18 protein-coding genes, 2 tRNA genes and 1 pseudogene are annotated in these 17,670 nt (G+C 49.9%); 9 read left to right on the top strand and 12 right to left on the bottom strand.

Annotated features, from left to right (window positions below; translation table 11 throughout):
* Positions 1–5: 5 nt before the first annotated feature.
* The 3 genes from dnaK to thsA form a co-directional block, all read right to left on the bottom strand.
* Entirely contained in the window at positions 6–1,859 is a 1,854-nt protein-coding gene (dnaK, locus tag IPI63_RS04815) for a molecular chaperone DnaK (RefSeq protein ID WP_292476971.1), read from the bottom strand.
* 128 nt (positions 1,860–1,987) lie between these two features.
* On the bottom strand, positions 1,988–2,617 hold the full coding sequence (locus IPI63_RS04810) for a nucleotide exchange factor GrpE (RefSeq protein ID WP_292476969.1): 630 nt from the start codon (positions 2,615–2,617) through the stop codon (positions 1,988–1,990).
* A gap of 39 nt (positions 2,618–2,656) precedes the next feature.
* Positions 2,657–4,297, bottom strand: a complete 1,641-nt coding sequence (thsA, locus tag IPI63_RS04805) for a thermosome subunit alpha (protein ID WP_292476968.1) — start codon at positions 4,295–4,297, stop codon at positions 2,657–2,659.
* Positions 4,298–4,614: 317 nt separating this feature from the next.
* Here thsA and pstB point away from each other — a divergent pair, with 317 nt between their 5' ends.
* The 3 genes from pstB to IPI63_RS04790 are packed head-to-tail and all read left to right on the top strand — an operon-like array spanning position 4,615 to position 7,052.
* On the top strand, positions 4,615–5,361 hold the full coding sequence (gene pstB / locus IPI63_RS04800; protein ID WP_214066257.1) for a phosphate ABC transporter ATP-binding protein PstB: 747 nt from the start codon (positions 4,615–4,617) through the stop codon (positions 5,359–5,361).
* 17 nt (positions 5,362–5,378) lie between these two features.
* Positions 5,379–6,038 (top strand): phosphate signaling complex protein PhoU, encoded by a 660-nt coding sequence (gene phoU, locus IPI63_RS04795; protein ID WP_214066256.1) that lies wholly within the window; start codon positions 5,379–5,381, stop codon positions 6,036–6,038.
* Between the two features lie 9 nt (positions 6,039–6,047).
* Positions 6,048–7,052, top strand: coding sequence for a phosphate uptake regulator PhoU (locus IPI63_RS04790; RefSeq protein WP_292476965.1), 1,005 nt, complete (start codon positions 6,048–6,050; stop codon positions 7,050–7,052).
* Here IPI63_RS04790 and IPI63_RS04785 read toward each other — a convergent pair whose 3' ends face one another.
* The 4 genes from IPI63_RS04785 to IPI63_RS04770 form a co-directional block, all read right to left on the bottom strand.
* Entirely contained in the window at positions 7,053–7,499 is a 447-nt protein-coding gene (locus tag IPI63_RS04785; RefSeq protein ID WP_292476964.1) for a methylated-DNA--[protein]-cysteine S-methyltransferase, read from the bottom strand. It lies immediately after the preceding gene.
* Positions 7,496–8,026: a metallophosphoesterase gene (locus tag IPI63_RS04780; protein WP_214066253.1), complete on the bottom strand. Its 531-nt coding sequence runs from the start codon at positions 8,024–8,026 to the stop codon at positions 7,496–7,498. The genes IPI63_RS04785 and IPI63_RS04780 overlap by 4 nt, the downstream gene beginning before the upstream one ends.
* Positions 8,027–8,035: 9 nt before the next feature.
* Positions 8,036–8,803 carry a hypothetical protein gene (locus IPI63_RS04775; protein WP_292476961.1) on the bottom strand — a complete coding sequence of 256 codons (768 nt, stop codon included), beginning with the start codon at positions 8,801–8,803 and terminating at the stop codon, positions 8,036–8,038.
* Between the two features lie 221 nt (positions 8,804–9,024).
* Positions 9,025–9,735, bottom strand: coding sequence for a hypothetical protein (locus IPI63_RS04770; protein ID WP_292476960.1), 711 nt, complete (start codon positions 9,733–9,735; stop codon positions 9,025–9,027).
* Positions 9,736–10,027: 292 nt separating this feature from the next.
* Between IPI63_RS04770 and IPI63_RS04765 the strand changes: the two genes are divergently transcribed.
* The 5 genes and pseudogenes from IPI63_RS04765 to IPI63_RS04745 all read left to right on the top strand — a co-directional run bounded on the left by IPI63_RS04765 (position 10,028) and on the right by IPI63_RS04745 (position 13,231).
* Positions 10,028–10,135: transfer RNA gene (locus IPI63_RS04765), tRNA-Tyr, on the top strand.
* A gap of 9 nt (positions 10,136–10,144) precedes the next feature.
* A tRNA-Asp gene (locus IPI63_RS04760) sits at positions 10,145–10,217 on the top strand.
* A 129-nt stretch (positions 10,218–10,346) separates the two neighbouring features.
* Positions 10,347–10,984: pseudogene (locus IPI63_RS04755) on the top strand (transposase); the annotation flags it as partial.
* Positions 10,985–11,130: 146 nt separating this feature from the next.
* Positions 11,131–11,748, top strand: coding sequence for a hypothetical protein (locus IPI63_RS04750; RefSeq protein ID WP_292476959.1), 618 nt, complete (start codon positions 11,131–11,133; stop codon positions 11,746–11,748).
* Between the two features lie 538 nt (positions 11,749–12,286).
* A complete protein-coding gene (locus IPI63_RS04745; protein ID WP_292476958.1) occupies positions 12,287–13,231 on the top strand; it encodes an IS5 family transposase in 945 nt (314 codons plus the stop codon).
* Between the two features lie 197 nt (positions 13,232–13,428).
* Here IPI63_RS04745 and IPI63_RS04740 read toward each other — a convergent pair whose 3' ends face one another.
* The 5 genes from IPI63_RS04740 to IPI63_RS04725 form a co-directional block, all read right to left on the bottom strand.
* A complete protein-coding gene (locus IPI63_RS04740) occupies positions 13,429–14,085 on the bottom strand; it encodes a hypothetical protein (RefSeq protein WP_292476956.1) in 657 nt (218 codons plus the stop codon).
* Between the two features lie 18 nt (positions 14,086–14,103).
* Positions 14,104–14,802, bottom strand: a complete 699-nt coding sequence (locus tag IPI63_RS04735; RefSeq protein WP_292476955.1) for a hypothetical protein — start codon at positions 14,800–14,802, stop codon at positions 14,104–14,106.
* 294 nt (positions 14,803–15,096) lie between these two features.
* Complete coding sequence (locus IPI63_RS12880) at positions 15,097–15,315, bottom strand: hypothetical protein (RefSeq protein ID WP_394357583.1); 219 nt, start codon at positions 15,313–15,315, stop codon at positions 15,097–15,099.
* A 109-nt stretch (positions 15,316–15,424) separates the two neighbouring features.
* On the bottom strand, positions 15,425–15,742 hold the full coding sequence (locus tag IPI63_RS04730; RefSeq protein ID WP_292476954.1) for a hypothetical protein: 318 nt from the start codon (positions 15,740–15,742) through the stop codon (positions 15,425–15,427).
* A 183-nt stretch (positions 15,743–15,925) separates the two neighbouring features.
* Complete coding sequence (locus IPI63_RS04725) at positions 15,926–16,120, bottom strand: hypothetical protein (RefSeq protein WP_292476952.1); 195 nt, start codon at positions 16,118–16,120, stop codon at positions 15,926–15,928.
* A 646-nt stretch (positions 16,121–16,766) separates the two neighbouring features.
* Here IPI63_RS04725 and IPI63_RS04720 point away from each other — a divergent pair.
* The gene (locus IPI63_RS04720) at positions 16,767–17,591 is read left to right on the top strand and encodes a F420-dependent methylenetetrahydromethanopterin dehydrogenase (RefSeq protein ID WP_292476950.1); all 825 of its coding nucleotides are present in this window, start codon (positions 16,767–16,769) and stop codon (positions 17,589–17,591) included.
* Positions 17,592–17,670 lie beyond the last annotated feature (79 nt).

The raw sequence follows: 17,670 nt of genomic DNA, 5'->3' as shown, positions 1-17,670 counted from the left end.
CCGATTTACCTCTTATCGTTCACTACCTCATAGTCCGCATCCACTGTCTGATCCTGCCCTGCTGATCCGGGACTGGCCTCTGAGCCGGCGCCCTGGGCAGCCTGCTGGTCCTGTGCCGCCTTCTGGTACATGGCTGCGGAAAGCTCATAGATTGCGCTCTGCAGGCCTTCCGTCTTGGCCTTGATCTCAGAGATATCCCCGCCCGTCTGAGCGTTTTTCAGATCACTGATGGCCTTCTCGATCTTATCCCTCTGCTCACTCGTGGCTATATCGCCCGCATCCTTGAGCATCTTCTCCGAGGCATAGATCAGAGAGTCGGCAGCATTCTTAGTCTCTATCTCCTCTTTTCTCTTCAAGTCATCTGCCGCAAACCTCTCCGCATCCTTGATCTTGGCCTCTATCTCCTCTTTGCTCAGCTTGTGGGGGGCAGTGATGGTGATCCTCTGCTCTTTCTTGGTGGCCAGATCCTTGGCTGAGACGTGAATGATGCCATTGGCATCGATATCGAATGTGACCTCGATCTGAGGTATGCCCCGTGGTGCTGGGGGAATGCCCACCAGGGTGAACCTGCCCAGGGAGACGTTATCCTTGGCCATGGGCCTCTCTCCCTGCAGGACATTGACCTCGACGCTGGTCTGGTTATCGGCGGCAGTGGTGAATATCTGGCTCTTCCTGGTGGGGATGGTGGTGTTCCTCTCGATCAGCTTGGTGGTGACAGCCCCCAGGGTCTCAATGCCCAGAGATAATGGTGTGACATCCAATAGCAGCAGATCCTTGACCTCTCCACCCAGAACCCCTGCCTGAATCGCAGCCCCCATGGCCACGCACTCCATGGGATCCACACCGCGCTCGACATCCTTTCCTATGAAGTTCTTCACGAACTCCTGCACCACGGGCATCCTCGTGGGCCCTCCCACCAGGATGATCTTGTCGATATCCGACTTCTCCAGCTTGGAGTCCTTCAAGGCCTGGATCATGGGACCGCGGCAGCGCTCCAGTACATCACCGACCAGCTCCTCCAGCTTGGAGCGGTCAATGGTCATGCTCAGATGCTTGGGACCGCTGGCATCGGCAGTGATATAGGGCAGATTGAGGTTGGTCTGCAGGACGCTGGACAGCTCTATCTTCGCCACCTCCACCGCCTCCCGCAGGCGCTGCATGGCCATGGAGTCTCCGCGCAGATCGACACCAGATTCCTGCTTGAACCTTTCCAGGACATAGTTCATCAGGCGGTCATCCATATCCCGGCCGCCCAGCTGGGTGTCTCCCGATGTGGACCGGACCTCGAAGACCCCCTCGCCGATCTCCATTATGGTGACATCCAGCGTGCCTCCGCCCAGGTCGAATACCATGATCTTATGCTCGCCCGACTTGTCCAGGCCGAAGGCCAGAGCAGCGGCGGTGGGCTCATTGATGATCCGCAAAACCTCCAGTCCGGCGATGGTGCCGGCATCCTTTGTTGCCTGCCTCTGATTGTCATTGAAGTAGGCGGGGACGGTGATGACAGCTCTGTCCACGCTGTCAGCGAGATAGGCCTCGGCATCGGTCTTGATCTTCCGCAGGATCTGAGCGGAGATGTCCTCAGGGGAATACTCCTTGCCGAAGACTCTGACCTTATAGTCAGTCCCCATCTTTCTCTTTATGCCCTGAACAGTGCCCTCGGGATTGGTCACAGCCTGCCTCTTCGCCGGCTCGCCCACCAGGACCTGACCCTCTTTGGTGAAGGCGACAAAGGATGGGAAGGCCTTGCCTCCGATGCTGGTCCCCTCTGCACTGGGGATTATGGTGGGCCGGCCACCGACCAAGGCGGCTGCTGCCGAGTTGCTGGTACCAAGATCAATGCCTATAATTTTTGACAAGATTTCATCTCCTGAAGTTAGTAACTGCCAATACTCTGTAAATATTTAAACTTATCATCTTATCCATTCAATTATATCTCAACATGTCGATCGATATGCCCTGTTGAGCGCCCTTCAAATTGCAGCCTTCAATCACATCCTTCTCTTCCCGCTGGCTTATTCACTGCTACCTTGGAGAAGCGAATGACACGGGAGTTGAAGAGATAGCCTTTCTGTATCTCCTCTGCCACTACATCCTCTTCCATATCACTCCTCTTCACCTGAAGTAATGCCTCATGCCGGTAAGGATCGAACTTCTTGCCAACCGCCTCTATGGGGGCCAGCCCTTCTGCAGAGAGGATGCCTGAAAGCTGCATATAGAGCACATTCATACCTCCATCATGCTTTGCCGCCTGCTCGAGGCTATCGAGCACTGGAAGGAGCTTGTGGACGAGCTTCTCTGAGGCATATCGAACGGTATTCTCCTTCTCCCGGAGAGACCGCTTCATCAAATTGTCAAGATCTGCCCGGCAGCGCATAAGCTGATCGAGGCGTTCCTCCGAGAGGCTCTGAGCCTCTGAAAGCTGCTGTTCCAGCTCATCTATTCTGGCAATTTGATAGCTGGGATGCTCTTCGTCCAGAGGGCCTGTATCCCTCTCTTCATCCTGAGGGCTCGTATCCCTCTCTTCATCCTGAGGGCTCGTATCCCTCTCTTCATCCTGAGGGCTCATATCCTTCTCTTCATCCATATGCTCCACCTGGAATGTGCTCTCTTTCATCGCTCAAATGAAGGACACGGGCATAGTTGCCCTGTTCCATCAGTAGTGAGGCATTGGCATCTGGGGCATGGTGTAGTCATGCGGGCTCTGTCCGGGCTCGGCCGTCAGCTCCTCTCTCTTGGCGGCGATGACATCGTCCACTCGTAGTACCATGGCGGCGGCCTCAGCCGCAGACTTGATGGCCTGGGTCTTCACCTTCAGGGGCTCGACTACGCCCTGAGCCATCATATCCGCTGGCTGGCCCGATTTGATGTCCAGTCCATAGCCGGTGCCCGAAGAGAGCTTTGCTCTCAAAGCGACAAGAGAGTCCACAGGATCGAATCCCGAGTTCTCAGCCAGAGTAAATGGAATAGCCTCCACGGCATCGGCAAAAGCGCGAATGGCAAGCTGCTCTCTCCCCTCCAGGGTTGAAGCATACTGCCTGAGCCTCTCGGCCACCAGGATCTCCGGAGCTCCGCCACCGGGGACGATCTTCCCTGAGCGAATGACATCCATGACCACATTCAAGGAGTCGTCCAGGGCTCTTTCCATCTCCTCTAAGAGCTGATCTGAGACTCCGTGCAGGATGATTGAGACCGCCTTTGCCCCCTCACAGCCCTCAACGAAGATCATGCGCTTCTCCTCGCCCACCTTTCTCTCCTCTACCAGGGCAGCAGATCCCAGATCCTCCTGTCGCAGATGCATCACATCTCCCACCAGCTTCGCTCCTGTTGCCAGGGCCAGCATCTTCAAATCCTCTCTCTTAACCCGGCGGGCTGCCAGAATTCCCTGATTGGCCAGATAGCCCTGAGCAAAGACTCCTATCCCCTTCTCGCAGAATACCACATTGGCACCTGCGGCTACGATGGCGTCGACTTGCTCTTTGATGATCCTCTCCTCGCCCTCCTTGAAGGAGGCGAGATCCCCGGCCTCGGTTATGGTTATCTTGGCATCAGTTCCCAGCTTTTTCAGCTCCAAGGTACCCTCAAGAAGCATGATCCTGGCATCCTTGATCGATTTTGGCATCTGGGGGGTGGTCCTCTCCTTGTCCAGGACGATGCCGTAGTTTATGAAGGAGTCCTCGACCCTGCCGCCAGGAATACGGATCATCTTGATGTTCTCCTCGATATCCTTCCCCTCAAACCCAACCACTGCCTTGGCTGCATCCACTGTTATCTGGGAGAGCTTATCCATGGCCATCTCTATGCCTTTTCCTCTCATGGCGGTCTGAGCGATCTTCAAGAGCATATCCTGGTCTCCGGAGATATCAGTGGCCATCTGCTTCAATACCTCCTGGGCCTTTGCAGCTGCCTGCTTGTACCCCTGTACAATGACTGTTGCATGGACATCCTGCTCCAAGAGCGCCTCCGCCTTCTCCAGCAGCTTTCCTGCTATGATAACCGCCGTGGTGGTGCCGTCCCCAACCTCATCGTCCTGGGCTTTTGCCACCTCCACAATCATCTTGGCTACGGGATTCTCTATATCCAGCTCTCTGAGGATGGTGGCGCCATCATTGGTGATGGTGGCATCACCACTGCTATCGATAAGCATCTTGTCCATGCCCTTGGGGCCCAGAGTTGTCCTGACCGCCTCTGCTACTGCCCTGGCAGCCAGGATGTTTCTGTGCTGAGCATCCCTTCCGCTCTCTCTTTTGCTTCCTTCCTTCAGAATGATTACCGGTACACCGCTCAAACCTGCCAAACCTTATTTCCTCCCCGACTTTTTTCTAAATACGAGTTTGAAGTTCTATATAAACTATTCGCGCCATCGGCCAGATCATAGTTATTTATCTCCCTATACATATAGTCTATATAGGAAGATCTTTATAGGCTGGCTCAGATTACAGGTGGATGCCTGCCTATAGATGCATTATCTCTAGCAGATGGAGGGAGAATGCTATCCGGCAAACCGGCCACGGCCATAAGGATCGATGGCGTCTGCCGCTCCATCGCTATCGCTGGGCAGTAAGGCGGGTAAAACGCTGACAGCAATTCCAGGATACTACAAGGGGATTCGATTTGACTGCTAAGATCGTCTCAGAAGATCTGAACCTCTGGTATGGGAAGAAGCATGCCCTAAAGGACATATCCCTGGAGATACCAGAAAAACAGATCACCGCTCTCATCGGTCCATCAGGCTGCGGAAAGTCGACATTCATCCGCTGTCTGAACCGAATGAACGACCTGGTCTCCAGTGCTCGGATTGAGGGCCGGGTCTTCTATGAAGATATCGACATATACGATAAAAAAACCGATGTGGTGGAGCTGCGCAAGAGAATAGGGATGGTATTCCAAAAGCCCAATCCATTCCCCATGTCCATCTATGATAACATCGCCTATGGCCCCCGGATTCACGGGCAGAAGAACATCGATCAGATAGTTGAGCGCAGCTTGAAGGAGTCCGCTCTCTGGGAGGAGGTCAGCGAGAGGCTGGACCAGCCAGCTCTGGGCCTATCTGGCGGGCAGCAGCAGAGATTGTGCATCGCCCGGACCATGGCCATGCGACCTGATGTCATCTTATTCGATGAGCCCTGCAGTGCATTAGACCCCATCTCAACCGGCAAGATCGAGAGCCTGATGGAGAGCCTCAAGGAGGAGTATACCCAGATAATTGTCACCCACAATATGCAGCAGGCGGCCAGGGTCTCCGACCGCACTGCCTTCTTCCTTCTCGGCGAGCTGATCGAGGTGGGAGAGACCAAGCAGATCTTTGAAGCGCCGAAGATGAAGAGCACCGAGGACTATATCACCGGGCGGTTTGGATGATCTCTGGGGAAGACTAAATGATCCCTTATAGACAGCGTTATCGCAAAGATCTATCAGATCTGAAGAGGCTGACAAAGGACCTGGCCGACCGGGTGGGGGAGGCCATAGAAAGATCAGTCCTTGCCCTCACCGACTCGAATGTCGAACTGGCACGAGAGATCATAAAGAACGATCAGGATGTCGATGATCTGAGCATCAGGATTGAGAATCTGTGCATGGAGCTTCTGGTGCTTCAGCAGCCCATGGCCAGGGATCTGAGGAGGATCATAGGAATACTGAAGATCGGCATAGATCTGGAGAGGATAGGTGATCTGGCTGTGGATATCGCTCGGGTCACAGCTCAGTCTCATAATAAGATCGAGATAACAAAGCTGGAATTCATTCCACGCATGGCAGAGATCAGCGGCAGAATGCTCAGGCAATCGATGGAAGCCCTTGAGAAAGACGATGCCGATATGGCCCGCCAGATAACCAAGTGGGATTATGAGATCGATGGCCTGTATGTAAAAGCAAGGGATAAGCTCTTGAATATCATAATTGAGCGACCCGAGGTGATCAATGAGGGGACCTTGCTGCTCATGGTGAACAGGCATCTGGAGAGGACGGGCGATCACATCTGCAACGTATGTGAGACTATCGTCTACATGGCGGAAGCAAAGAGAGAACACCTGAATTAAGGAGGGTTCATGGATACTAGAAAGGTGCAGAGGACGGGCAAGTCCACATTCATCGTCTCCCTTCCCAAGGCCTGGGCCACGAAGAACGGGATTTCTGCCGGCTCAATAGTCTATATCAGCCAGGGGGACAATGGGGCCTTAACCCTGTCCACCGATCGCTCGGAGAGGGATCTGCGGGTGAGGCTGGATGTGGGAGAGAAGACAGGAGATGACCTGATAAGAGACATCATTGGATGCTATGTAGGCGGCTACAGGATCATCGAGGTCACAAGCCAGCATATGTCCCCTGCTCAGAAGAAGGATCTGCATCAGATTGTAAACAAGCTCATCGGCCCTGAGATCTTGGAGGAGACCATAAACAAGGTGGTCATTCACGACCTATTGAGCTCAGAGGAGCTTCAGTCCGAGAAAGCCCTGCGGAGGATCAAGACGGTGGTCAAGTCCATGATACACGATTCCTTTGTCAGCCTCATGAACAATGATGAGGACGAGCTGGCAATGGATGTTATCCAGAGGGATGATGACGTGGATCGACTCAACCTCCTCATCTCCCGCCAGTTCACTGAGATCCTGCGGACAGGCTCGGTGAAGCAGGAGCTGCAAAACCCCATTCATGCATTCAACTACATGCAGGCGGCGTCGAATCTGGAACGAATTGCTGATCACGCCCACAGGATAGCTCAGATCGCCAGAGAGTACAACTGCACCCTGGCCGATGATCTGAAAGAGGAACTGCTGACAATAGAATCTCAATTGTGCAGCCTGATTGACGACTCTCTCTCCCATCTGCTTCAGACCAACTCCGACAAGGCCAATGAGATGATAGATACGATCAGGGAGATTCAGATGGGGGCGGCGGGAATAGCAGTCGTCTCTGACAATCTGGGCAAATCGGAGATGCTAAAGCGCCTCGCCCTGGCGGCGAGCCTGGAGAGGATGTTCGACTATATCATGAACATCTGTGAGCTGACCATCAACCTCAGCCATGCCACCCGGGCGGCGGAGAAGAGCTGACTATCCAGATCCCTCCAGGCTCTCCAGGGCAAGCATCCTCTCTTTGACATCCAGTCCCAGGGCGAATCCCCCCAGGCCTCCTCTGGCCACCACCCGGTGACAGGGGACGATGATCAGGAAGGGGTTGGTGGCCATGGCCCGCCCCACAGCCCGCGCCGCCCCCGGTCTTCCCGTCAGGAGGGCCACCTCCCCATAGGTCATTCTCTCTCCCCGTTCGATCCCCTGAACTGTTGAGTACACCCTCTTTTGAAAATCGGTGCATCCGGAAAGATCCAGCTCCACACTGGGGCAGGGTGCCCCCTTCTCCAGATGTGCCGCTATCCTCTCTGCCAGTGGCGAGGGCTCATCCGGAAGCTCATAGGAGAGGCTGATCCGCTTCACCTTATTGCCAGTGCACTCCACATGGAGGTATAGCCCCAGCGAGCTGATCAGGGCGCCTTTTGTCATCCTTTTATGATCTCCCTGTAGGTCTTGTGCCGGCCCAGATCCACCCTCTCCACCTCCAGGCTGGATGTATCCAGGATGGCTGCAGTGGAAAAGCCGGTCAGATGCCCCCAGATCTCTCCCGGATTGACCAGGAGTGTCTTTCCATGGCGGGATACCTCAAAGATATGGCTGTGCCCTCTCACCAGGACATCATAGATCTGGGATGCCAGGACCGCCCTCACCAGGGGCTCTTCTGTGCCATGCATCAATGCTATCCGCAGGCCATCGGCCTCGACCTCACCGAAGTCTCCCAGGTACTCTCCACCCACCCGGGCGAACTCCTGCGCCAGCCCCACCCGGTCGCCATCATTGTTGCCATAGACCAGCTTGATGGGGATCCCCAGGTCCTGGAAGGTGTAGCAGTTGCCTGAGCCGATCATATCCCCGGCGAAGAGAATCAAAGAGACGCCTCTTTGGGAAAATGCACTCAGAGCATCCTTGACCCCCTGGAACTGGTCATGAGCATCGGACATGATACCAATCAGCATAAGATCCCTTTATGTCACGCTGGCAGCATTCTTATTGCTTGCGCTCATGTTCAGGGCAGCAGCCAGAGAATAATTCCCGTAGAAGAGCTCCTCCCCCTGGCTGATGATGCTGCTCATATCAGATGCCCTCTGGGCATATGAGAGTCCGGTCCGGCCGGATGAGAAGGCCTGGATGCTATAGTTCAGGCTCTTCACAGGGAGGAATTCAACCTGCAGCGCATCATCATCATCTGCGAGCAGAGAGATGTTCAACCGCTCCAGATCCATCCTGCAGCTTCGGATGCTGTAGAGCTGGGGAGAGCGGCGAAAGCTCATGGCCACCCAATCCTGGTTGTTCTTGCTCAGTTCGAGATCGTTGATCATAGTGCCACTGTAAACAAGAGCCCTTTCGGACTGAAGATGAACCGGCCAGAGCTCAGTGAAGTTGAATTGATAGTAAGGGGAGCCTGAGAGTTTGAGGATATTCCGGGTTATTGGCTCCTCCGCTTCTGCAGAGGCATTGGTGTACTCCTCCGTTTTTATATCGCCCTTAAGAGCGCTTCGCCTCTGCTTCACTCCCACGCTGTTAAGATCGATATTCACATATCTGGAGTGAATGCCATCCACCATCATACCCCTGGGAGTGGTGTTGATCCCGGTGATGTTTCCGTGGCAGTACTCCTCAATTGTGAAATTCACCGTCTCGCTATTTCGATCTATCTGCCAGTTGCCCACGCGGGCATACCAGGATACAGCATGGACTGGCGTTGATAGCGTTATGAACGATGATGAGGTCAAAATATAAAAGATTAATAATACGAATAAGAGCTTTAAACTGCACAGAGTAGATAAAACATTAAAAATAAATGGGCATAGTTTAACATGGCGGTGGCCCCTAGATTTGGTCAACCACCCCCCAAATGAGATGGGCATGAAAGCAATAGCCTGCTTGCATGCATCATCATGAGGGGTGTATGGATGGAGATTGGCGTTCACGCCGATCGTATCTTGATATCTCATCACATTTTGACCTTGTCCTTGCTCTTGCTCGCCATGTTCAGGATCATGGATCTCTTCTTCGCCGCTGCAGCAGTCGTCTTTATGTCCAGTGCAGCAGAGGAGCTCATCAGGCCCATTGATCTCATGGCAAATATCCCCTGCTTGGCCTCTGAAAAGACGCTAAACCGGCTGCCGGCAGGAATGGTTGCCTCTTGGTCGGCAACGACGCTATCACTGCTGGCATCTCCGTAGCTTCTATAGCCATCCAGAGAGCCGGAATCCATCTTGAGTCCCACCTTTGCTGACTGCCCAAAGGAGTTCCAGGCCTCGGTGGAGCATTCAATCATCCTGCCCTGATCCACATCCAGCGACTGAGAGACCCTGATCCGGTCCCACTTTCGCGTCTCAATATCACAGCTATGGACGAAGCTCTTGCTATCCTTCATGCCGGCAGCCAGGCGCACATGCTCGCCCCTGCTAAGGGAGGAGAATGTCTTTTCGAATTTATAGGGACCATTGCCTTTAAAGGTCATGCTGGTCACATGGCTCACAGGGCGGGCCTCTGTGCTGCTGATCAGGGAGCTCTCCAAAGGCGCATTCAATTTGATGCTCTCAGAGGCACCATTTATGCCGTTTGATGTGCCCATGGAGTAATCCAGGCCGAATGCTCCAGGAAGAAGGAGGAGAATCGCAGATATCAGAATTATGCTTACTTTTTTTAATCCATCCATTAAAATACCTCTCGTTTTTCTTCTCCCCTCAGGTTGATAAATATTTCCAACTTCAGAACAGTAAACTCGATACGTATTACATATCACTAGCTCTACTGCAAGCGATTTATCTCGATTCTACGAACTGAACAGATATTCATATTTGCCGGATGACAGGGACCTGGAGTCTTGCGAGAAGCGATCTGCTCCGATCGGGCTGATGGGGGAAAAACCGCGGGGGCAGATCCGGCTGGCCAGCAGCCAATATTTGCCCGAAAGGTCTAAGTACAAGGACTAACCTGGTAGCGAGAGGCCCGCCTTAACTCAGCCTGGTAGAGTGCGCGGCTGTAGTATGTCTCGCACCGCAGAGGTGCTACGCGCAGTCACCGCGATGTCCCCGGTTCGAATCTGGGAGGCGGGATCTGATTGTGTCCGGATAGTGTAGTGGCCTATCATGAAGGCCTGTCGAGCCTTCGACCCGGGTTCGAATCCCGGTCCGGGCGTTTCATTTACCTGTAAAAAACGGCCAGCAGAAAAGGACTTAAGCTGATAAATTCGCGGTCATTTACTTGCACCACAAGAAATGGCTTAGGGATTAAGCGGAAGCCTCATAAGGTTTTTCGCTTTTCTCTGAAGTCAAGATTCGCTATCTTCTGGTTGATGCCACCACTTCAAGGTGAGATGCGGTGCCCAGTACAAGAACAGGGCTCTGCTGGTTGTAGTGGGGATTCGCGAGGATGGTCTTAGGGAGATCCTGGGCGCCAGCATAGCGGAATCGGAGGACAGCGGCTATTGGATGACGCTATTCAGAAGCCTCAAGGATAGGGGATTAGAGGGCGTCGAGCTGGTGATATCGGATGCACACAAGGGAATTCAAAAAGCCGTGGAATCTTCGTTTGTGGGAGCCTCCTGGCAGTATTGCCATGTCCATCATTCAAGGGCGGTCCTGGAGAGCATTCCCAACAAGGACAAACAGGAGATCGCCGATAAGCTAAAAGAGGCATCGGATGACGAGATTAAGATGCAGGAATTGGCGAAGGATCTGAGAGATCGAGGGTACGATCCTGCTGCAGAAACAATCGACAGGTTCAGATTCGATCTCTGGAATTATAAGGCGTATCCGAAGGCGCATTGGAAGAGGATACGAACCACAAACGTCATTGAGCGCATCAATAAGGAATTGAAGCGCAGAAGCAGGCCTGTGGGAGCATTCCCGAGTGATCAATCCCTGATGAGATTAGCAGGACGCATAATGATAAATATAAATTAGGAGTGGGTCACAGGTAAAAAGTATTTAACGATGGACGTGGAGTAATGACAGTAGGATACAAGGCGGCTACGAAATTACAGCATTTTCGGGACACTACCACTAGGTATATAGCTACACTATTCTAAGCAATTCAAAAGATGATATTTATGAAAGATGACGACATTCTAAAAAATAATACAAGACTAAAACTGGTTGAAACAAAGAATTTTCTTGATGAAATAAAAGTGGCGTATTCAGAATTTATTGATAATGATACTATCAGTAATTTCATTATACTGAGGGGGAAGTTTAGTGCGTTCATATCAGCGGCTAGAAGCATCACATCTTTCATGCGGAAACAGTATTCACAGGTACCAGGATTTCTTGAATGGTATGAACTGAAAAAGTATGAAATGTCTCAGGATCAAGAACTATTTTATATGAATAAAGCCAGAGTAGAAAACATTCATATTGGGGTTGTCCCTCTGGGGATGGTAAATGAAGTCAAATTCTCAATAAGTTGCGAAATTGTCTCCCAAGAAGAGGCAAGAAGACGAATGGAAAATATGAGCAGCAAAGAACCCGTGGAAATAGACGGACCAGAACCAGCTAATCCAACAACTCCAAGCAAAACAGTAGAACTGTTTTTGCCCAAAGAGGTGATCCTTGATAGGAAAATCGTCCGAATGAATGACAATATAAACCTTATCGCATTTTGTGAGAATCAATTTAATAAATTAAAAGACCTGGTTGATGAGTGCGAGTATAAATTTTTGCGGAAATGAGTGTCATGATAGGATGTATCTGGCAAACGGCGATACCCAGAAGATCCTGAAACGGGAAAAGAATAGGGTATATAGCGAGGCGAAGAGGAGCCGCTCGGGCTATTTGGGCTGCTCTTTGTTATCCAAAATATGGCTCCTCGCTGTTTTATGTGGGTGGCCAAGAATCCGAAGGTATGATCAGAGTTATCGCCCAATTGCCAGGATACTACAGTTGATGATGGGATCAATACCAATCACCCCTAGAGCCTGACTCATTGTTGTATCATGGATTGAGAATCGATATCCTGAAGTTACCCACACGAAATAGCGAAGAGCCCAAAATATCATCAATTTCATCAAGCTGAGAAATAGAATCAGCGGGAGATGGGATAACTTTAACCAGCCAGCTAGTAATAAATTCTTGCCACGCGATTCAAGCCTAATAGACCACCGCGTACATATTCCACGAGAGAATTAAACGAAAGAGTAACTCTTAGGAGGACTCCGAAAAATTTTTTAATTGATAACTATAAATACTATTATTAGTATATAATATCTCATGAGAAACTTCACTGATTTTGCCCTTCGTCTGGGATACGAACGGGTCAAAGATCTTGGAGATAAGCTGGTCGATATTGGGGGTAGATTGAATTGGGAAGAGTTCAGACCGCTGCTTGAAGCTATGTACAAGAACAATACCGAACGCGGCGGCCGACCATATCTTGATGTGATCGTTATGCTCAAGTCACTTTTCATTCAACAGCTTTACAGCCTATCCGATGAGCAGCTTGAACGGGAAATTGCCGATCGCATCTCGTTTAGAGTGTTTCTTGGCACAACGGAGATTGTTCCAGATTCCACAACAATATGGAAGTTCAGAGAACGCCTTGCTGAGACCGGTACAGACCAGAAAATATGGGCTGAGATGCAAAGACAACTTGATGCTATGAAACTCAAGGTGCATAATGGAATCATGCAGGATGGCACTTTCATAACATCGGATCCTGGCCATGCTAAAGCAGATACTCCTCGTGGCGATGAAGCCAAGACCAGACGAAGTAAAGATGGAGCGTGGGCAAAGAAAGGAACCAAATCCTTCTTCGGCTACAAGCTGCATGATGCCATGGACGAAAAATTTGGTTTGGTTAGAAGGATCGAGGTCACAGCTGCCGATGTCCATGATAGTCAAGTAGATTTAGCAGAAAAAGGCGAAGTTCGATATGCTGATAAAGCATATTTCGGAGCCAAGACAAAGGGATATGATGCAGCAATGAAAAAGGCAACGAGGGGCCATCCTTTGAGTTACAAAGATGAAATGCGCAACAAACGGATCTCCAGAAAAAGATCGCCTGTCGAGAGGTTCTATGCTTTCATCAAGTGTGTCTGCAAGGCAGGGCATGTCACTGTTACTGCGATTCCAAGGGTTAGGGTCAAGATGGTAATCACAGGTATCGTTTTCAATGCTTATCATTTGGATTCGGCCAAATGCAAATTGCAGGCATAGCGGAAGCTATCGAAAAATTATGAAAAAAACTGATGAAAGTGAGAAATTCCAAAGATAAGAACAGGGAAAACTAGATCGAAAACGCAAAAATATTGGCGATGTTCGTTATGGGGACCATCGACGTTAAGTTAATCGGAATTCTCTAAGGATCTTTGGGAGGCAGGACCTCGATTTCTCGATGAATTCTAAAGCAAGGATCAAGATCTGTCTCCATCAACAACAGCAAAAGACGTTAAACTCTTAACCTCTGCAATAGATGTGACTCTGCGAATGAGGCTCCCGAATGCTGTTATATCCCAATAATTTCCAGAAATGAGCACAAGATTGCTGATTTCAAGTCCTATATGGTGAGCATCAAGGATAACTTCGATATCATCCATATCGTTGATAGATTTCTCCAATATGCCATATATTTCTCTGTATGGTAAATTTCTATTATGAAATGTTACTATTGCATCAACGGTATCTTGCCTAGCTAAACATCCGCCTTCGAAATCGCGCTGACTGGCTCTCAAGACCTCGACTAATGAAATGGGATCTCCATTGTATGTCTCAGCAAGCTCCTTGATAATATAATACGTCTTGCAATTTTTCCCCTCCATTTGGTTTACTATTTCATTCAGCATTGATCCATTCATCAGTGCTGCTATAATTTTTCGAAATTCTCCAGTGATTTTTCTTTTGACGGTCAGGCATCTCCCGTTTGCATGAAGTCCAAAGCATTCATTTTTTACAGTCTGACCGGAGTGCTTTTGTTCATCGCAGTCCATAACAACTTTTGCATATTTTCCAAGGCTATCCGCATTATAAAATATATATCCTATTATTACATTCGAATCAAGGAAATATGGCAATTATTTATACCCCTAGTATTATCTTTTAGTGGACAATTGATAAGCTAAGTTATTCATACAGGCGACGATTTTTTTGACTTCATCATTACTCTCGTGCTTTTTCATGTGAATTCGAAGAAGGTTGTTTCTTCTCGTTTCCAAGTCTTCAAGATATTCCCAGCATTTAGTAGGGAACATATCTGACCAATTGCGCTTAATATTCTCAGATATATTCTCATTCTTTTTTATTCTTAGCTCTTCTGTGAAAATAGACCAATATTTTGCGGCCAAATCGCTAACATCCAATGAGTTACCATAAATCAAAGCCAATCGAATCGTATCGTCCCACTCAAGAAAGACGTCATATAATTCATTCATTTCATCGCGGGGGTAAATTTTTACCAAGCGATCCAGGTGAAATTCGACCTCTTCTTTTGAGATATCATATGTCCTAAATCTCCCTAAGGCTTTGATAAAGTCCCTATTAAATGCAATCTGAAATTTAAATGGCGCATATGCATAAGCATCATCTAATAGATCATTGATGTAATCAAATTTGTATCTATCATTCTCTTTATATTTATTAACAATTTTGCGAACCTCGATCTCTATTAGTGCGGCGTCTCTTGCTGAGACATCACCTCGAGAAATATCGGTGATGGCGATAGTCGGCCCTTCCAATGGCGCATAATAAGTTAATGGAACTCCTACTTGCCGCTCAAATTCCATTGCTTCCATGTAGGGACCATAATGATACCAACAGTAAGGTAGTTTAAGGTCTAGATGCTTTTTCCTAAGTCTTTGGTAAAGCAAAAACATCATCTTATGAAAATGGGTGGTCCTAAAGTAAGCTTCACCTTCCGGGTTCGCGGTCATTAGCAGCATCTCAACCGCAAACCTAAGGCAGGAATTCGACATGACCCGGTTCCTCAATTTACTTAAAGATATTTGATTCGTTAGGTTATCTTCGAGATATTAAAAGGTAATCATTCCCAATTACTATAATTATTTAAATTATAAATATCATGCAATTTATATCTCTAACTGCGGAATGCACGCCAAATAAGCCTCCCTCAGCTCCTTCAGGTCGATATGGTTGTATAGATCGAAAGCCTCTTTACGGCTATCGCCCCTCAGCTCCTTGATATATTCCCTTCTCATGCCAGCTCTGAAGAGATGAGTACATAGCCAGTGCCTGCAACAATGGGGCGAAAAATGATCTTCTAGCCGCTCCGACTCTGGATTATGCAGGCCCGCACGTTTGGCCGCTTCTGTGACCAGGTTATAGACTCCCCCTGATCTTCAGCCATCGCCTGAGGATATAAGTGCACTCATCATCAAAGAATACCGTCCTATTGGTTCACTTCGCCGTGGGCTTAAGCCTGATCTTATTTTCGATCAAGTCCACATCTGCCAGGTCTAAGGTCACAAGCTCATTTCTTCTGATGTCAGTCTTTGCCAGGAGAGTAATAACCGCCTTATCCCTGATATCTAGTGTGGAGTTAATGAGCGCTGCCATCTCTTCCACACTGATCAGCTTACGCCCTTCTGGTGTCTCCTTATAGCTCCTGATATACCGGCTTCGAACCGGCCTCACATAATTTGCTTGGATCTGCTCCTTGAAAAGCAGATATTCACGGAGCGATGATATAACAGCCAGGTATCTTTTTAGAGTCATTACTGAAAGGCCTCTCCAGCCTCAGAGATTCAATGAACCCTACAAGATCTCCCTTTTGAGCAGTAAGAAAGTCCTTGTCATGGGAGGCCAAATAATCCCCATATCCCCGGATGCAGGTATGATATGAATTTATAGATCGCTCTGTCATGCCTCGGACCTGGCAATCTCTTTCAAAACCTTTAATTACGCTATCCATTGCCAGCCCTTACCATCTGCTTTTACCAGGTTAAACTTCTCCAGCTCTTCCAGTTGCTTTGAGACTGCCTTAATAGCCTCAGCCCCATCCGGCCTGATCCCTAATAGCTCAAGGATCTGATAGTTTCTCACATGAGCACGCGCCTTTAGGATATCCACCAGCTCTTTTGAGTAGGGCCTCATACCCTGAAATGCATCAGTTTGGAAGGGTTCAGCTCTATAGCGTCGCAATTCAGCCTTATATCTCTGTAAAACTATCTCTTTTTGCCTCAGATCATCGCGCAGAGACTGGTTTTCAGCCTTTAAGGTCTCCAGCTCCTTTACAATCTTTTGCCGTGGGCGGTGGTCCTCCTCCTCTGCTATCCGCTCCTCGATGATAGAAGCACACCAGGCCGATAGAGGAGTATTCGCCCTTGCTGCCAGGGCCTGCCATTCATCCTTTTATGCTTTGGATTTCTGCAAAGTCAAATGTGTCGCGATCTATCAGGTTTGTCATGTGCTCACATGATAACGGAATGATCTCAAGGGCATATAAGCTGTAAAATAGGTTGACATTCCGGTCCGGGCGTTTGATAAGAAAAAAGGCTCCACGCATATCGATGGATCTCTCCTGCATCCGATTGATGTCTTTGAGAATGCCTTCATGACATGACCTATTTTCATGCCTCATGGGTGCCTAGCCAGGCATGACGGTTTCATTTACGGGTAAAGGGACATAGATTGGATTTTTTCCTATCTATCCTCCATGTGGTGAGCTCTTGAGCATTACGATTTCATCACATATCGGAAAACAAAATCCTTTTATCTTCTCCCTGCCTTTCGTACTGGCATGTTTAAGATCGGCTTTGTCAAGCTCGGCAACATAGCCACCTCTACGGCTATTGATCTGTCTCTGGATGAGATCGCAGAGAGAACGGACATAGAGTTCAAGATCATCAGCTTCGGCCCCAAGATGACAGAGAAGGAGGGACGGGCAGCAGAGGAGCTCAAGTCCTGGCAGCCTCAAATGGTGGTCATCAGCAGCCCAAATGCCGCTACTGCAGGCCCCACTGCAGCCCGGGAGATGTTCAGAGGAACTCCTACCATTGTCGTCTCTGACGGCCCGAGCAAAAAAGAGGCACGTGAGGCCCTATCTGCTGAGGGCTTCGGCTACATCATCCTTCCCATGGATCCTCTCATCGGGGCGAAGAGGGAGTTTCTCGATCCAGCGGAGATGGCCCTTTTCAACTCCGATGCCCTGCGCGTCCTTGCAGCCTGTGGAGCCATTCGTCTGGTGCAAGAGGAGCTGGACGTGGCTGTTGCCAGCATCATCTCCGGCCAGGCCAAGCTGCCGGCAATTCTGGCCACCCCTGAGAAATGTGTCGAACGGATGCACTTCTCCAGCCCCTATGCCCGGGCCAAAGCCATTGGCGCCCTTTATATAGCTCAGACGGTGGCCAGTATAGATGCCGCTGCCTGCTTCCGCTTAAAGGAGCTGGAGGCCATTGCCCTCACCGCCGCTGCTGGGCATGAGGTGATGCGGGCTGCAGCCCGCCTGGCCGATGAGGCCAGGGAGATGGAGAAGGCGAATGATACTGTATCTCGCCATCCCCATGCCCGGACGGGAGAGCTGATGCAGAAGGTGGGCCTCCTGGATAAGCCGGAGAAGGTCTAGGCTGAGAGCTTGGGCTGAGAGTCCGGGCTGAAAATCTGGGCTGAGGGCCTGGGCAAGTACTTTCGCCCCGCATGCATTT

The sequence above is a fragment of the Methanothrix sp. genome (genome assembly GCF_016706325.1).
GTDB lineage: Archaea > Halobacteriota > Methanosarcinia > Methanotrichales > Methanotrichaceae > Methanothrix.
This window is presented reverse-complemented; position numbering and strand designations above follow the sequence as displayed.

Bases quoted from the DNA above. Each gene is read 5' to 3' on its own strand.
- IPI63_RS04790 (WP_292476965.1), top strand. From the start codon at position 6,048: ATGGATACTAGAAAGGTGCAGAGGACGGGCAAGTCCACATTCATCGTC.
- IPI63_RS04810 (WP_292476969.1), bottom strand. From the start codon at position 2,617: ATGAAAGAGAGCACATTCCAGGTGGAGCATATGGATGAAGAGAAGGAT.
- IPI63_RS04770 (WP_292476960.1), bottom strand. From the start codon at position 9,735: ATGGATGGATTAAAAAAAGTAAGCATAATTCTGATATCTGCGATTCTC.
- IPI63_RS04785 (WP_292476964.1), bottom strand. From the start codon at position 7,499: ATGACAAAAGGCGCCCTGATCAGCTCGCTGGGGCTATACCTCCATGTG.
- IPI63_RS04745 (WP_292476958.1), top strand. From the start codon at position 12,287: ATGAGAAACTTCACTGATTTTGCCCTTCGTCTGGGATACGAACGGGTC.
- IPI63_RS04725 (WP_292476952.1), bottom strand. From the start codon at position 16,120: ATGAGGCCCTACTCAAAAGAGCTGGTGGATATCCTAAAGGCGCGTGCT.
- IPI63_RS04720 (WP_292476950.1), top strand. From the start codon at position 16,767: ATGTTTAAGATCGGCTTTGTCAAGCTCGGCAACATAGCCACCTCTACG.
- IPI63_RS04730 (WP_292476954.1), bottom strand. From the start codon at position 15,742: ATGACTCTAAAAAGATACCTGGCTGTTATATCATCGCTCCGTGAATAT.
- phoU (WP_214066256.1), top strand. From the start codon at position 5,379: ATGATCCCTTATAGACAGCGTTATCGCAAAGATCTATCAGATCTGAAG.
- IPI63_RS04780 (WP_214066253.1), bottom strand. From the start codon at position 8,026: ATGCTGATTGGTATCATGTCCGATGCTCATGACCAGTTCCAGGGGGTC.
- IPI63_RS04735 (WP_292476955.1), bottom strand. From the start codon at position 14,802: ATGGAAGCAATGGAATTTGAGCGGCAAGTAGGAGTTCCATTAACTTAT.
- IPI63_RS04750 (WP_292476959.1), top strand. From the start codon at position 11,131: ATGAAAGATGACGACATTCTAAAAAATAATACAAGACTAAAACTGGTT.